Source organism: Rhizobium oryziradicis (genome assembly GCF_001939045.1).
Classification (GTDB): domain Bacteria; phylum Pseudomonadota; class Alphaproteobacteria; order Rhizobiales; family Rhizobiaceae; genus Allorhizobium; species Allorhizobium oryziradicis.
In genome coordinates this window covers 66,928-80,990 of the sequence record NZ_MKIM01000022.1, presented here as the reverse complement: position 1 = coordinate 80,990, position 14,063 = coordinate 66,928, and the positions used below count along the sequence as shown (strand labels likewise).

General features: G+C 55.3%; 14 protein-coding genes. 8 read left to right on the top strand and 6 right to left on the bottom strand.

Annotated elements, in window-relative coordinates:
• Nucleotides 1–22: 22 nt before the first annotated feature.
• The 5 genes from BJF95_RS04200 to groES all read right to left on the bottom strand — a co-directional run bounded on the left by BJF95_RS04200 (nucleotide 23) and on the right by groES (nucleotide 3,629).
• Complete coding sequence (locus BJF95_RS04200) at nucleotides 23–436, bottom strand: curlin (RefSeq protein WP_075638212.1); 414 nt, start codon at nucleotides 434–436, stop codon at nucleotides 23–25.
• A 45-nt stretch (nucleotides 437–481) separates the two neighbouring features.
• On the bottom strand, nucleotides 482–883 hold the full coding sequence (gene csgH / locus BJF95_RS04195; RefSeq protein WP_075638211.1) for a curli-like amyloid fiber formation chaperone CsgH: 402 nt from the start codon (nucleotides 881–883) through the stop codon (nucleotides 482–484).
• A gap of 79 nt (nucleotides 884–962) precedes the next feature.
• Nucleotides 963–1,391, bottom strand: coding sequence for a curlin (locus BJF95_RS04190; RefSeq protein ID WP_075638210.1), 429 nt, complete (start codon nucleotides 1,389–1,391; stop codon nucleotides 963–965).
• 231 nt (nucleotides 1,392–1,622) lie between these two features.
• Entirely contained in the window at nucleotides 1,623–3,263 is a 1,641-nt protein-coding gene (gene groL / locus BJF95_RS04185) for a chaperonin GroEL (RefSeq protein ID WP_075638209.1), read from the bottom strand.
• 69 nt (nucleotides 3,264–3,332) lie between these two features.
• The gene (gene groES, locus BJF95_RS04180) at nucleotides 3,333–3,629 is read right to left on the bottom strand and encodes a co-chaperone GroES (RefSeq protein WP_012654127.1); all 297 of its coding nucleotides are present in this window, start codon (nucleotides 3,627–3,629) and stop codon (nucleotides 3,333–3,335) included.
• 182 nt (nucleotides 3,630–3,811) lie between these two features.
• On the opposite strand from groES, the gene chrA reads away from it, so the two are divergent.
• The 7 genes from chrA (at nucleotide 3,812) to BJF95_RS04145 (ending at nucleotide 12,216) form a co-directional block, all read left to right on the top strand.
• The gene (chrA, locus tag BJF95_RS04175) at nucleotides 3,812–5,146 is read left to right on the top strand and encodes a chromate efflux transporter (protein ID WP_075638208.1); all 1,335 of its coding nucleotides are present in this window, start codon (nucleotides 3,812–3,814) and stop codon (nucleotides 5,144–5,146) included.
• Nucleotides 5,147–5,244: 98 nt separating this feature from the next.
• Nucleotides 5,245–6,096 (top strand): TIGR01459 family HAD-type hydrolase, encoded by an 852-nt coding sequence (locus BJF95_RS04170; RefSeq protein WP_075638207.1) that lies wholly within the window; start codon nucleotides 5,245–5,247, stop codon nucleotides 6,094–6,096.
• A gap of 22 nt (nucleotides 6,097–6,118) precedes the next feature.
• Nucleotides 6,119–7,099 carry a bifunctional riboflavin kinase/FAD synthetase gene (locus tag BJF95_RS04165; protein ID WP_075638206.1) on the top strand — a complete coding sequence of 327 codons (981 nt, stop codon included), beginning with the start codon at nucleotides 6,119–6,121 and terminating at the stop codon, nucleotides 7,097–7,099.
• Between the two features lie 142 nt (nucleotides 7,100–7,241).
• Nucleotides 7,242–7,493, top strand: coding sequence for a hypothetical protein (locus BJF95_RS04160; RefSeq protein WP_075638205.1), 252 nt, complete (start codon nucleotides 7,242–7,244; stop codon nucleotides 7,491–7,493).
• A gap of 346 nt (nucleotides 7,494–7,839) precedes the next feature.
• On the top strand, nucleotides 7,840–10,896 hold the full coding sequence (locus tag BJF95_RS04155) for an isoleucine--tRNA ligase (RefSeq protein WP_075638204.1): 3,057 nt from the start codon (nucleotides 7,840–7,842) through the stop codon (nucleotides 10,894–10,896).
• A 138-nt stretch (nucleotides 10,897–11,034) separates the two neighbouring features.
• The gene (locus BJF95_RS04150; RefSeq protein WP_075638382.1) at nucleotides 11,035–11,661 is read left to right on the top strand and encodes a hypothetical protein; all 627 of its coding nucleotides are present in this window, start codon (nucleotides 11,035–11,037) and stop codon (nucleotides 11,659–11,661) included.
• 69 nt (nucleotides 11,662–11,730) lie between these two features.
• Nucleotides 11,731–12,216 (top strand): GNAT family N-acetyltransferase, encoded by a 486-nt coding sequence (locus tag BJF95_RS04145; protein WP_075638203.1) that lies wholly within the window; start codon nucleotides 11,731–11,733, stop codon nucleotides 12,214–12,216.
• Between the two features lie 8 nt (nucleotides 12,217–12,224).
• On the opposite strand, the gene BJF95_RS04140 is transcribed toward BJF95_RS04145, so the two are convergent.
• A complete protein-coding gene (locus BJF95_RS04140) occupies nucleotides 12,225–13,253 on the bottom strand; it encodes an NADP-dependent oxidoreductase (RefSeq protein ID WP_075638202.1) in 1,029 nt (342 codons plus the stop codon).
• A gap of 169 nt (nucleotides 13,254–13,422) precedes the next feature.
• Between BJF95_RS04140 and BJF95_RS04135 the strand changes: the two genes are divergently transcribed.
• Nucleotides 13,423–14,001: a regulatory protein RecX gene (locus BJF95_RS04135; protein WP_425348671.1), complete on the top strand. Its 579-nt coding sequence runs from the start codon at nucleotides 13,423–13,425 to the stop codon at nucleotides 13,999–14,001.
• The last annotated feature ends 62 nt before the right edge of the window (nucleotides 14,002–14,063 follow it).

Genomic DNA, 14,063 nt, shown 5'->3' with positions numbered 1-14,063 from the left:
GCGAGGGCAGCAGCGGGAGCTCTTACCAGCCATAGCTGACTGTCGCGCCGCTCTGATTGTTGCCGTATTGGCGCACATTCACATTGCTGCGGCGGCCAAACTGGAAAATGCCATAGGCGTTGTCATTGCCATCCTGCTCCAGCGTCGCATTATGCTCGCTGCCTTGCTGGCGAATGATACCCAGATTGCGCCTGCCATTTTGGGCAAGGCCCGCAGAATTGTTGCGACCCAATTGCTCGATATTGCCATCTTTGAAATTGCGATAGAGCGAGTAGAGCTGCAAGCCGCTGGAGATCATATCACCATCACCGCCGTTTGCTGGCGAGAAATTCATTGAAATCGAACCGCCAGCATGGGCAGGGGCAGTAATTGCCATTGTGCCAAGACCACTGATGAGAATGGCAGTGGCCAGGCTCTTGAAAGACAAGTGGTTCATAGGGATCTCCATCGTGATCGTTTTTTTGTCGGTATTGGGGCTGGTTTAAGCGCTGTCGCCAATGCGCTTGGTGCAGCTGACGGTTTGCTTGTCGACAGTCACCTCAAGCGTTGCCTTGTAGCCGCCTTTGCCATCCAGCATGACGGAACCAAGGGTGGCAGGCTTGCTTGGTGTGGCGTTGAATGCGCCGCTTTGGTCAATGTTCGTGCCATTCAACGTGCCGGTGCTGCTGATGTGGAATGTATAATTGCCATTGACGCTGCGATCGGTTGAGGCGATGGCGTTGAGGGTGATCTGCCCACCAGACTGGCTGGTGCGAATATCACAACTCACCGGACCTGTGGATTGCGCGGCGGTGGTGCCCATGGTTGCAAAAGCGGCAATGGGCAGCAAAATCACACCCGTGGCGATTGCGAGATGGCGATGATTTTTGACAATGCTATGCATGACTTCATCTCCTGGGGGTGAAAGGCGATCCGCACGCTCTGGTGCGGGTCTGCCGGGCCGATGCGTCTATTTGGGAAGGTTATGGGCAGGCTTGGACAAAAGCGGCCACATTGCCGCTACCACCCTGATTGACGTTGGCGGCGCAGCCATGGCCGACCTGAACGCCAGCGGTAATATTGCCATTGCCGTCCTGCGTGATGACTGTTGTGTGGTTGGAGCCAAACTGGCCAATACCGGCGACGTTGCGATTGCCGGACTGATAGGTCTCACCGTAGTTGCCATGGCCTTGCTGGCCGACAGCGGAGAGATTATCGCTGCCATATTGCCGGCTGTTCATCCTATTGTAGCCGCCGTCCTGATAAACACGAATGCGGTTTCTGTAACCATTCTGGGCACCGCCTGACGAATTGGACCAGCCATATTGCTCAATCCGCACATCGTTGGCCATGGCCGGTGCGATGATGGTAAAGCCGACAAGGGCAGTTGCGATAAAAAATTTGGCGATCATGAGAGCCTCTCCTCTGAGGGATGGTGCCGTTGTTGAACGCTCTCTTTCTATGCTGCTGTGTTGGAACGGATGCTGAAGGCACCATTCAGATATCGTTCACCCGAAATTTTTTTGGCAGGTCTTTTCACTATTAAAATCAAGGTTGAGGCTTGAACAAAAAAAGAGCGGTCCGAAGACCGCTCTCTCAAACTCTGAACCGTATGGGGTCAGATGTATAAGGCCAAGGCCTTATTACATCATACCACCCATGCCGCCCATGCCACCCATGTCAGGCATGCCGCCAGCGGTTTCCTTCTTAGGAAGTTCAGCAATCATGGCTTCGGTGGTGATCAGCAGGGAAGCAACCGAGGCTGCATTCTGCAGGGCTGTGCGAACAACCTTAACAGGGTCAACGATACCCATGGCAATCATGTCACCAAACTCGCCGGTCTGGGCATTGTAGCCGAAGTTGTCGTTGTCCTTGTCGAGGATCTTGCCAACGATGATCGAAGCTTCGTCACCTGCGTTTGTTGCAATCTGGCGAACCAGAGACTGCAGAGCGCGGCGAACGATGTTGATGCCAGCTTCCTGATCGTCGTTCACACCCTTAACGGTGATCTTGGTGGACGAGCGCAGCAGAGCTGTACCGCCGCCAGGAACGATGCCTTCCTGAACAGCAGCGCGTGTTGCGTTCAGAGCGTCGTCGATGCGGTCCTTGCGTTCCTTCACTTCGATTTCCGTCGAGCCGCCAACGCGGATCACGGCAACGCCGCCAGCCAACTTGGCCAGACGTTCCTGAAGCTTTTCGCGGTCGTAATCGGAAGAGGTTTCTTCGATCTGAGCCTTGATCTGGGCAACGCGGCCTTCGATGTCGGACTTCTGACCTGCACCATCAACGATGGTGGTGTTTTCCTTGGTGATGGAAACCTTCTTGGCGCGGCCGAGCATGTCGAGCGTGACAGTTTCGAGCTTGATGCCGAGGTCTTCAGAAATCACGGTACCGCCAGACAGGATCGCGATGTCTTCCAGCATAGCCTTGCGGCGATCGCCGAAGCCAGGAGCCTTGACAGCAGCAATCTTCAGGCCGCCACGCAGCTTGTTGACAACCAGCGTTGCAAGAGCTTCGCCTTCAACGTCTTCAGCGATGATGACGAGTGGCTTGCCGGTCTGCACAACAGCTTCCAGAACTGGCAGCATAGCCTGCAGGTTGGAAAGCTTCTTTTCGTGCAGCAGGATGTATGCGTCTTCCAGGTCAGCAACCATCTTTTCAGGGTTGGTAACGAAGTAAGGCGACAGGTAGCCGCGGTCGAACTGCATGCCTTCAACGACTTCCAGTTCGGTTTCAGCGGTCTTGGCTTCTTCGACGGTGATAACACCTTCGTTGCCAACCTTCTGCATGGCTTCAGCAATGTCCTTGCCGACCTGCGTGTCGCCGTTTGCAGAGATTGTACCAACCTGAGCAACTTCTTCAGATGTGGAGATCTTCTTGGCCTTGGCCTGAAGGTCCTTCACAACTTCAGCAACAGCCAGATCGATACCGCGCTTCAGGTCCATTGGGTTCATGCCGGCAGCAACAGCCTTGTTGCCTTCGCGCACGATAGCCTGGGCCAGAACGGTCGCGGTCGTGGTGCCGTCGCCTGCGATGTCGTTGGTCTTGGAAGCAACTTCCCGAACCATCTGTGCGCCCATGTTTTCGAACTTGTCTTCCAGTTCGATTTCCTTGGCAACAGAAACGCCGTCCTTGGTGATGCGTGGAGCGCCGAACGACTTGTCGATGATAACGTTACGACCCTTAGGGCCGAGTGTTACCTTCACAGCGTCAGCAAGGATATCAACGCCGTGCAGCATCTTTTCGCGCGCAGTGCGGCCAAACTTGATTTCTTTAGCAGCCATTTTCAAAACTCCCGGGCATCTCGCCCATTGGTGAATTGGTTAAAAGGAAGAAGGGGTATCAGGCTAAAATCAGCCGATCACGCCCATGATGTCGGCTTCCTTCATGATCAGCAGGTCAACGCCGTCGAGCTTGACTTCAGTGCCAGACCACTTGCCGAACAAAACGCGGTCGCCAACTTTAACGTCCAGAGCAACCAGTGCGCCCTTGTCGTCGCGTGTGCCTGGGCCAACAGCGATGATTTCGCCTTCAGCTGGCTTTTCCTTGGCGGTATCAGGAATGATAATGCCGCCCTTTGTCTTTTCTTCAGATTCTACGCGCTTTACAACAACGCGGTCGTGAAGTGGGCGAAAATTGGTGCTTGCCATTGTCTAATCCCTCGATCAAATGACATTCGCGGACCGAAACGGCCCCGCATGGATAATGTTAGCACTCAGTCTATTTGAGTGCTAGCGAGCCTGAGATAAGGATGAGGTGGGCGGGAGTCAAGGACAGAGGATTAAAAAAATCACGCTCAAAAATTGAAAGCCCCAAAAAAGAAAACAGAGGCATGACGACCATTCTAGACCCGGGAATGCGACAGGATGATGCCAAAACCGTGACATTTGGCGAAATCTGTAAGACTTTTGCAAAAATCGGCTGTCTGAGCTTTGGCGGTCCCGCCGCTCAGATCGGTTTGATGCACCGGATTGTGGTGGATGAAAAGCGTTGGCTGTCGGAAGCCCGTTTTCTGCACGCGCTGAATTATTGCATGCTGCTGCCCGGCCCGGAGGCACAGCAATTGGCCACCTATATCGGCTGGTTGAATGGGGGATTGCGCGGTGGCGTGGCCGCCGGGCTGTTGTTTGTGCTGCCCGGATTGGCCGTTATGCTGGGTCTGTCCACACTGTATGCGCTCTACCACAATGTCGGCTGGATTGCTGGATTGTTTTTCGGCTTGAAAGCGGCGGTGCTGGCCATTGTGCTGCAAGCCTTGCTGCGTATTGGCAAAAGGGCGCTGACATCCTCCTTTCATAGAGTGATTGCGCTTTTCGCCTTTGTGGCATTGTTTTGTTTGTCTTTGCCGTTTCCGCTGGTTGTTGTGGGTGCTGCAGTGGCAGGCCTGATAAGTGCGCGCTTTGCGATGGTGGATGTAAGCCCGCAGGCTGCGGCCTCTTCGCCTCTGTCGTTGAAGTCGGTGCTTTTGTCGCTGATCGTGTGGCTTTGTCTCTGGTTGGCACCGCTGGCGCTTTTATCGCTCTTGTCCGGGCATGAGCGGCTGCTGGATATTTTTACCTTTTTTGCCCGCATGGCGCTGGTGACCTTCGGAGGTGCCTATGCCGTTTTGGCCTATGTGGCACAGGTCGCGGTGGAGCATTATCACTGGCTGAAACCGGGCGAAATGCTGGATGGCTTGGCTTTGGCCGAAACCACGCCCGGTCCTCTGGTGCTGGTTTTGTCCTTCACAGGGTTTCTCGCAGCCTTTCGAGATCCCGGCGGCGTGATGCCGGTTGTTGCCGGGCTTATGGGTGGCTTGCTTACCGCTTGGGCCACCTTTGCCCCCAGTTTTCTGTTTATTTTTGCCGGAGCACCCTTGATTGAGCGCTTGCGCGGCCATGCGCTGGTGGATGCAGCGCTTTCAGCCATTACGGCGGCTGTGGTGGGGGTGATTCTCAATCTCTCTGTCTGGTTTGGCTTGCATGTGCTGTTTGCGCAGGTGGTGCAGCGCGACATGGTGGCCGCAATTGGTTTTTCATTGCCGGTGCCCGAATGGACGACGCTTAACGGAGCTTCTCTGGTGATTGCGCTTTTGACTGCCCTGCTGTTGTTTCGGTTTCGGCTTGGCATTGCCACGGTGCTGGCAACGGCTGCGGCTCTGGGGGTGGCAATCCGGTTCATGGCATAAATTCTCCATGCTCAATGACCAATTGCCGCAAAAACTCTTGCTATCGACGCTATCCTTTGCCATGTCACCGACACCTGTTCATCGCATAAGGCAGATCAATGACCCAGCGCCTCTCAACATTTCTCGATGCAACCGACGCTTATGATGTCGTGCTTTGCGATGTTTGGGGCGTGCTCCACAATGGTGTGGATGTGTTTGCAGGGGCAGGCGAAGTGCTGAGCGCGGCCCGCGAAAAAGGCCTGACCGTGGTGCTGATCACCAATTCACCACGGCCATCGCCGGGCGTGATCAGCCAATTGAAGGCCATGGGCGTGCTTGATGGCGCTTTTGACCGGATTGTCACCTCCGGCGATGTGACCCGCACGCTGATTGCGCAAGGCCCAAAGAAGGTTTTCTTGCTGGGACCAGAGCGCGACCTGCCGCTGATGGATGGGCTGGATGTCACAGTTGTGGGGGCTGATGAGGCTGAATGTATTGTCTGCACCGGCCTGTTTGATGACGAAGTGGAAATGCCGGAAGATTACCATGACATGTTGGTGGCCTTCCAACAGCGCTCAGTGCCATTGATTTGCGCCAACCCTGATCTGATTGTTGAGCGCGGCCATAAGATGATTCCCTGTGCTGGTGCTGTTGCCGCCTATTATCAGCAATTGGGCGGCGAAACCCGCGTGGCGGGCAAGCCCCATAAGCCTATTTACGAAGCAGCTTTTGCGGCCGCCCGTGATGCGCGCGGCACAGAGATTGACAAGGCGCGGGTGATCGCCATTGGCGATGGCATGCCCACCGATGTGAAGGGGGCTGTCGATGCCGGTCTTGATCTGCTCTACATCGCAGGTGGCATTCATGCGGCCGAATACACCGTGAATGGCCAGATTGATGAGGCGATCTTGAAAGCCTATCTGACCGGGGAGGGTGTAACACCTGCCTTCTGGATGCCAAGACTCGCCTGAAGCCTTTAGTGGATATAAGCCAATGACCGTTTTTCATCGCAATGAAAAAAAGACCCCGCTGCCGGATGGCCTCAAAGGCGGCGTGGTGGCCATTGGCAATTTTGATGGCGTGCATCGCGGCCATCAAACCGTGTTGCGCCGGGCGCTGGAATTGGCACAACAGCGCAATGTGCCAGCATTGGTGCTGACATTCGAGCCGCATCCGCGCACCGTGTTCAAGCCGGACGCCCCGGTTTTTCGGCTGACACCTGCCCCTTTGAAAGCGCGTTTGCTGGAAGCCATCGGCTTTCATGCGGTGATTGAATATCCGTTTGATCTCGAATTTTCCCAGCGCTCTGCCGATGCGTTTATCCGCTCTGTTTTGGTGGATTGGCTGGGGGCGAGCGAAGTGGTCACCGGCTTTGACTTTCACTTTGGCAAGGGCCGCGAAGGTGGTCCGGCCTTTTTGATGGAAGCGGGCGCTCGCCACGGTTTTGGCGTGACCTTGCTGGATGCCTTTCGCGATGAAAACGCCGAGGTGGTGTCCTCCACCCGCATTCGAGGCCTGCTGCCAGAAGGGGCTGTGAGCGAAATGGCCGGCTTGCTTGGCTATCGCTATACCGTTGAGGCGGAAGTGATCAAAGGCCAGCAGCTTGGTCGCACGCTTGGCTTTCCCACGGCCAATATGGCGCTGGCACCGCAGGCCAATTTGCGCCCCGGCATTTATGCCGTGCGTTTGCGCAGGCCAGATGGCGTGATCCGTGATGGGGTAGCAAGTTTTGGCTATCGCCCGACCGTGACCGAAGATGGTGCCGCCCTTTTGGAAACCTTCGTGTTTGATTTTTCCGGCGATCTTTATGGCGAGGTCTGTGCCGTGTCCTTCTTCGGGCATTTGCGCGATGAATGGAAGTTTGATGGGCTGGAACCGTTGGTGGCGCAGATCAAGCGCGATGAGGAAGAGGCAAGGGCGCTTTTGGCGGGTGTGCGTCCGCTGAGCGTTCTGGATGAGACAATAGCGTTTTAGCGGATACCATTTTCAGGCAATGCGCTGAATGCATGACAGAATTGCGTGAAATCTGCGGGTGTTTTGACAAAAAAGCTTTAAGAGGCGTCTTCTATCTTTCACGCGGGTTCATAGGAAACCTTCAGCATAAGGAGTACGTGTCATGAATGAGGTCGTCAATCAGCGTTCGCTGTTTCAGTCCGCTCCCCGTTTTACCATTGGCCGCAATCAAAACGGCTGCTGGGTCCTTCAGGATGCGACTGACAAACTGGGCGGTCTTTTCGCCAGCGAGGAAGCAGCGCTGAAATTTGTATCGAAGGAATGCACGAATTATTTCGAGGATATTCGCCGTGCTCCCGCATCAATGACGGTTGAGCTCATAACCGGCGAGGCAGCTTTTTCGTCCGCGGCCTGATCCGTCTTCATCCCCAATTGCGCTTTCCACAGTGGCGGTTCACATCGCTTTTCTGTTGGCCTACACGTGTGCGCGTCGTTTGCCCCGGCATTTTTAAAACCCGATAGGGCGGCAAAACCGCCTTGTTGTTTTGCCCCTTTTCTTTCAAAGGGAAACCGCTTAAACAATCGCCATCATGAGAAAAGTCTGGCTGACCATATCTCTGCGAATTATTAGCCCGGCCTTCCGCGCGCTCTAGGAGCCGCCGGAGGGTCCGGGTTTTCGGCGTTTGATCCATCATGCGCCCCGTCACCGACTTTATTCAATTCAGGCGCAAAGCATGCCGCCTCTCATCTATGGCTAGATCATGACCGATACTGTTGACAAAAAAGACTATTCCGCAACGCTGGCGCTGCCGCAGACGGAATTTCCCATGCGCGCAGGACTGCCGCAAAAAGAGCCGGAAATCGTGGCCCGCTGGCAGCAGATGGGCCTTTACAAGAAGCTCCGCGCCTCTGCCGCTGGCCGCGAAAAATTCGTGCTGCACGATGGCCCTCCATATGCCAACGGCAATATCCACATCGGCCACGCGCTGAACAAGATCCTCAAAGACGTCATCACCCGCTCGTTCCAGATGCGCGGTTTTGATAGCAATTACGTGCCCGGCTGGGATTGCCATGGCCTTCCCATCGAGTGGAAGATCGAGGAAAAATACCGCGAAAAGGGCAAGGACAAGAACGAAGTTCCGATCAACGAATTCCGCAAGGAATGCCGTGAGTTTGCCTCTGGCTGGATCAAGGTGCAGTCAGAAGAGTTCAAACGCCTCGGCATCGAAGGCGATTTTGACAATCCCTACACCACCATGAATTTCCACGCCGAAGCCCGCATCGCTGGCGAACTGCTGAAAATCGCCAAAAGCGGTCAGCTTTACCGTGGCTCCAAGCCGATCATGTGGTCGGTGGTGGAACGCACCGCCTTGGCTGAAGCCGAGGTGGAGTATCACGAAGTTGAAAGTGATGCGATCTGGGTGAAGTTTCCGGTGGTTGCAGAAGGTTGGGGGCAGAGTCCCGAAGGTAGCTACCCCTCAATGGCTGCCGCCTTCGCTGCTGCGAAAAAGTTGGAAGCCGATCTTGTTGGCGCAAGCGTCGTTATCTGGACCACCACCCCTTGGACCATCCCCGGAAATCGGGCTATCTCTTTTTCCTCTAAAATTGAATATGGCCTTTATGAGGTTACGGCAGCGGCGAATGACTTCGGTCCGCAACCCGGAGAAAAGCTGGTGTTTGCAGACCAGCTGGCTTCCGGTGCGTTTGCAAAAGCCAAATTGGAATACAAAAAGATCACAGGAATTCCTCCAGAACTCCTTAGCATAATGACGTGCGATCACCCTCTGAAGGGACTTGCTGGCGGTTATGAATTTGCCGTTCCACTCATTGACGGTGACCACGTTACCGATGATGCAGGTACTGGCTTTGTCCACACCGCCCCCGGCCATGGTCGTGAAGACTTTGATGCTTGGATGGATTTCGTTGGAAAACTGCTGAAGCAGTTCAGTAACAAAGAAATTGAGCGTTCCAGAGACTTTCATTTTGATGCAGATCTCGAATGTTTCGTGTTTACGGGAAAGCCATTCCACACGAAAATCCCCTTCACCGTCGATGACGCTGGCTTCTACACCGAAGATGCGCCCGGTTTTGGCCCATCGGCTGAGGGTGGCGCTGCCCGCGTGATGGACGACAACGGCAAGAAGGGCGATGCCAACGAGCGGGTCATCAAGGCCTTGATCGCCGCCAACAACCTGTTTGCCCGTGGCCGGATCAAGCATGACTATCCGCATTCATGGCGCTCCAAGAAGCCGGTGATCTTCCGCAATACGCCGCAATGGTTTGTCTATATGGACAAGGAATTGGGCGATGGCACCACGTTGCGCTCGCGCGCCCTCGGAGCCATTGACGACACCCGTTTTGTACCTGCCGCTGGCCAGAACCGCCTGCGCGCCATGATCGAAGGCCGCCCGGATTGGGTGCTGTCGCGTCAGCGCGCATGGGGTGTGCCGATCTGCGTATTTGCCGATGAGGCTGGCGAAGTCTTGCAAGACGACACCGTTAATGCCCGCATTCTGGAAGCCTTTGAGGTTGAAGGTGCGGATGCATGGTTTGCCGACGGTGCCAAGGAGCGTTTCCTCGAAGGTGTGGCCGATCAAGACCGTTGGACGCAGGTGCGCGACATTCTGGATGTGTGGTTCGATTCGGGCTGCACCCACACGTTTACGCTGGAAGATCGCCCCGATCTGAAATGGCCTGCCGATGTGTATCTCGAAGGCTCAGACCAGCATCGCGGCTGGTTCCACTCATCGCTGCTGGAATCTTGCGCTACCCGTGGCCGGGCACCGTATAATGCGGTGATCACGCATGGGTTCACCATGGCGGAAGATGGTCGCAAGATGTCGAAATCCATCGGCAATACCATTGCGCCACAGGATGTTATGGCGCAGTCTGGTGCTGATATCCTGCGTCTTTGGGTGATGAACACCGATTACTGGGAAGACCAGCGTCTGGGCAAAACCATCATCCAGACCAATGTGGATGCCTATCGCAAGATCCGCAACACCATCCGCTGGATGCTCGGCACGCTGGCGCACGACCATGGCGAAGAGATCGCCTATGACACATTGCCAGAGCTGGAAAAGCTGATGCTGCATCGGCTGTCGGAGTTGGATCAGCTTGTGCGCGACGCCTATGATGCGTTCGAGTTCAAGAAGATCACCCGCGCATTGACCGATTTTGCCAATGTCGAGCTCTCGGCCTTCTATTTCGATATCCGCAAAGACGCGCTTTATTGCGATGCGCCATCGTCACCGCGCCGTCGTGCGGCCCTGTTTGTGATTCGCAAACTGTTCGATTCGCTGGTGTTGTGGTTTGCGCCAATGATGCCCTTCACCACCGAAGAAGCATGGTTGTCGCGCAATCCGGCAGCCGAATCGGTGCATCTGGAGCAGTTTCCGATTGTGCCTGCCGCGTGGCGCAATGACGCCATTGAGGCCAAATGGGCCAAGGTGCGCAAGGTTCGCTCTGTTGTAACGGGTGCGCTTGAAGTGGAGCGCAAGGACAAGCGGATTGGCTCGTCTTTGGAAGCCGCACCGGTTGTGCATATTGGCGACGCTGAGCTTTTGGCCGCGCTGAACGGTCTGGATCTGGCTGAAATCTGCATCACCTCTGCCATCACGATGGTGGGCGATGAAGGACCGGCTGATGCCTTCCGTTTGAGTGAGGTTGCGCAGGTATCGGTTGAGCCAACGCTGGCAACAGGCACAAAATGTGCCCGCTCGTGGCGGATTACCGATGATGTTGGCTCAGACCCGCAATATCCCGATGTATCGGCGCGCGATGCGGCCGCTCTTCGTGAGCTTGGTGTTACGGTGTGATGAATATTTACCGGATGATTTGCGCTTTTAGCGCAATTCCGGTACAAGCGGCCTGAAATTGGCCGGATTTTTCTTTCAGGCGGAATGTTCCCGCCTGAAAGAATTGTTGGAGGCGGTCCCAAGGGCTGGAAGGTGTTTATGGTTAAGGCAGGTATGTTTCGCGTTGGCGCCACTGTTTTGGGCGTGTTTGCCGCTTGCTCAGCCTTGAGTGGCTGCATGAGCAGCCCAACTTACGGCACAGACAAGACGGCTCTTGAGCAGCTGGGAGACGATGTGGGTTCTGCTGTTTCCCTGGGCGCAAGCAAGCCGAAAAACGCGGGCACCAGTTACAATCCGCGTCCTGATCTGGTTTTGCCGCCGAAGGGCGCGACTGCAGATCTGGTTCAGCCGCAGCAGTCGCTGGCTTCCAAGGACAATCCGGAGTGGGTTGAATCGCCTGAAGATGTTCGTGCACGTCTGGTGGCCGAGGCAGATGAAAACAAAAACACCCCCGGTTATCGTTCTCCGTTGCTGAACGGTTATGGCACCAACGGCACCATGACCGAGACGCAGAAGTGGGAAGCGTTCCGCAAGGCGCGCGCCGAGCAAAAAGGGGCCTATATCGACCAGCGTCGTCTGTTGTCTGATCCACCGGCATCCTATCGCGCCATTGACGAAGCAAAGATCAATGATTTGGGCGAGCCTGAGCTGAAAAAAGAAAAGCGCCGCGAAAAAGAAGCGAAAGTGTCTAACTCGAATAAATCGTGGTGGCAGCCGTTCCAATAAGACGGATTGCTCAGTCATTTTTAAAAAAGCAGGTCAGAAATGGCCTGCTTTTCTTTTTGGAGGAATCGTATGACATTTTCCATTCGCCCCGCAAACGAGCAGGATGTTCCTGTGATCTTGCGCTTTATTACCGATCTGGCGATTTTTGAAAAAGCCGAGCATGAGGTGTTGGCCACTCTGGACAGCCTTCACGCCACCCTGTTTGGGCCTGGCTCGGTAACAGATGCGGCGATTTTGGAAAAAGACGGTGAGGCGATTGGCTTTGCCGTGTGGTTTTACTCTTACTCCACATGGCTTGCTCGTAATGGGCTATACCTTGAAGATCTCTATGTGGACCCGGCCCATCGCGGTGGCGGTGGTGGAAAAATGCTGATGCGTTTTCTCGCAAAGCTTGCTGTGGAAAAGGGTTGCGGCCGATTTGAATGGAGTGTTCTGGACTGGAACGAGCCAGCCATTCGGGTTTACAACCAGATCGGCGGCGAGCCACAAACCGAGTGGATCAAATATCGCCTCTCCGGCGACGCGCTGAAACGCTTTGCCGCCGAAGAGGGGTAATCAGATGATCATGCGTCTTTGACTTTCACCAGCAGTTTGCCAAAGTTTTTGCCCTCCAGCAGGCCCATGAAGGCCTCTGGCGCGGCGTCCAACCCATCAACAACATCCTCGCGGTAGCGCAACGCGCCGTCCTTGATCCAGCCTGCCGCCTGCTGATAAAATTCCGGGAACTGGGCCACAAATTCATTCTGGATAAAGCCGCGAATGGTCAGGCTTTTGGTGAGAATATCGCGCATGGTGGCCGGGAAGCGGTCGGGGCCAGCCAATTCGCCGGGCTTTTGATTATATTGCGCAATCAGGCCGCAGACCGGCACACGGGCAAAGGTGTTGAGCAGGGGAAAAACGGCATCCCAAACTTTGCCGCCAACATTTTCAAAATAAACATCAATGCCTTGCGGGCAGGCCTCTGCCAGCTCCGCTGCAAAATTGGCGGAGTGATGATCGACAACGGCGTCAAACCCCAATTCCTTTTTCACAAAGGCGCATTTCTCCGCCCCGCCGGCAATGCCCACGGCACGCGCCCCCTTGATCCGCGCAATCTGGCCCACCACGGAGCCGACCGCGCCGCTGGCTGCTGCCACCACCACGGTTTCTCCCGGCTTGGGTTTGCCGAGGGTCAAAAGACCAGCGTAAGCGGTAAAGCCGGTCATGCCCAAGACGCCGAGGGCCGTGCTGATCGGAGCAACAGAGGGATCCAGTTTGCGCACAGTGTCGCCTTTGGCGATGGCATAGCTTTGCCAGCCGGAATGAGAGAGCACGATATCGCCCTCCTTGAACTTCGGGTGTTTGGAGGTCTTGACGCGCGCAACCGTGCCGCCCTCCATCACGCTGCCGATCTCGATGGGCTTGGCATAGGATTTCGCATCACTCATGCGCCCGCGCATGTAAGGATCAAGCGAGAGATAGAGGATTTCAAGCAGTACCTCGCCATCATCGGGCACTTCAACTGTGTCTGTGGTGATTTTGAAGTCATTGACAGTTGGTTTGCCAACAGGACGTGAGGCCAGAAGAACCTTCCGGTTTTGAATATCAGTCATGGGGCATCCTTTTTCTCGTTGCAATTGTGACCTCTATATGGGGCATTCGGCGAAAGTTTCGATCAAAAAGGCAAATTATCTCGTAGATCACCTTTTGCTATGCTTCATTGACCTCCGGTGCGCGGTTGGCTACGTGAGGCCAAAAGATGTGGCAGGTCTGAGCTGTTTTATGATGATTGATGACGCAATGGGCACCCCGAACATGTCCGAAAACGGCGAGCGTACCCAACCAACACCCCGTATGCTGGCCTGGGCACGCAATTCCGCAGCCTACAGGTTGGCGCGGCGCATGATGAGCCGTCAGGAGTTGATGCAGGCGGTGAGCCGCAAGGCTCGGCAAAAATATGAGGATATCGCGCCTGAAGTGGTTGAAATCCTGGCCAATGAAGCCGTGCGCTTTGGCCAGACCATGGGCGCAATTGATGATCAGGCCTATGCCGACGTTAAATCACAATCGGCAGCCCGCAATGGCAAGTCGCGGCGGGCGATTGCGCAGACCCTTGCCCGAAAAGGCATTGAGAAAGAGCTGGTCACAGCGGCATTGGAAGAGGTCGACGATGTGCTTGCGGCGGTGCGCTTTGCACGCAAACGCGGTTACGGCCCGTTTCGCCGCAAAGAGGCCGATCAACGCCAGTTAACGCGCGAGCTGTCTTCGTTGGCACGCAATGGTTTTGGCTTTGCGCTGGCGCAGCGCGTAGTGGAAATGGACCAGCAAGAGGCCGAGGATCTTCTCTTGCCTCCGCTGTGATCTGCAGGCAAAAGAAGGCAAATGCCGGAATGTCCGTGTCGGCTTTGATGTTCATGAAAGTT

Excerpts from the sequence above, each read along its gene's own strand:
- groL (WP_075638209.1), bottom strand. The coding sequence starts at position 3,263 with ATGGCTGCTAAAGAAATCAAGTTTGGCCGCACTGCGCGCGAAAAGATG.
- BJF95_RS04140 (WP_075638202.1), bottom strand. The coding sequence starts at position 13,253 with ATGACTGATATTCAAAACCGGAAGGTTCTTCTGGCCTCACGTCCTGTT.
- BJF95_RS04165 (WP_075638206.1), top strand. The coding sequence starts at position 6,119 with ATGACCGTTTTTCATCGCAATGAAAAAAAGACCCCGCTGCCGGATGGC.
- BJF95_RS04150 (WP_075638382.1), top strand. The coding sequence starts at position 11,035 with ATGGTTAAGGCAGGTATGTTTCGCGTTGGCGCCACTGTTTTGGGCGTG.
- BJF95_RS04155 (WP_075638204.1), top strand. The coding sequence starts at position 7,840 with ATGACCGATACTGTTGACAAAAAAGACTATTCCGCAACGCTGGCGCTG.
- BJF95_RS04135 (WP_425348671.1), top strand. The coding sequence starts at position 13,423 with ATGATGATTGATGACGCAATGGGCACCCCGAACATGTCCGAAAACGGC.
- BJF95_RS04160 (WP_075638205.1), top strand. The coding sequence starts at position 7,242 with ATGAATGAGGTCGTCAATCAGCGTTCGCTGTTTCAGTCCGCTCCCCGT.
- BJF95_RS04145 (WP_075638203.1), top strand. The coding sequence starts at position 11,731 with ATGACATTTTCCATTCGCCCCGCAAACGAGCAGGATGTTCCTGTGATC.
- groES (WP_012654127.1), bottom strand. The coding sequence starts at position 3,629 with ATGGCAAGCACCAATTTTCGCCCACTTCACGACCGCGTTGTTGTAAAG.
- BJF95_RS04190 (WP_075638210.1), bottom strand. The coding sequence starts at position 1,391 with ATGATCGCCAAATTTTTTATCGCAACTGCCCTTGTCGGCTTTACCATC.
- BJF95_RS04200 (WP_075638212.1), bottom strand. The coding sequence starts at position 436 with ATGAACCACTTGTCTTTCAAGAGCCTGGCCACTGCCATTCTCATCAGT.
- BJF95_RS04170 (WP_075638207.1), top strand. The coding sequence starts at position 5,245 with ATGACCCAGCGCCTCTCAACATTTCTCGATGCAACCGACGCTTATGAT.
- chrA (WP_075638208.1), top strand. The coding sequence starts at position 3,812 with ATGACGACCATTCTAGACCCGGGAATGCGACAGGATGATGCCAAAACC.
- csgH (WP_075638211.1), bottom strand. The coding sequence starts at position 883 with ATGCATAGCATTGTCAAAAATCATCGCCATCTCGCAATCGCCACGGGT.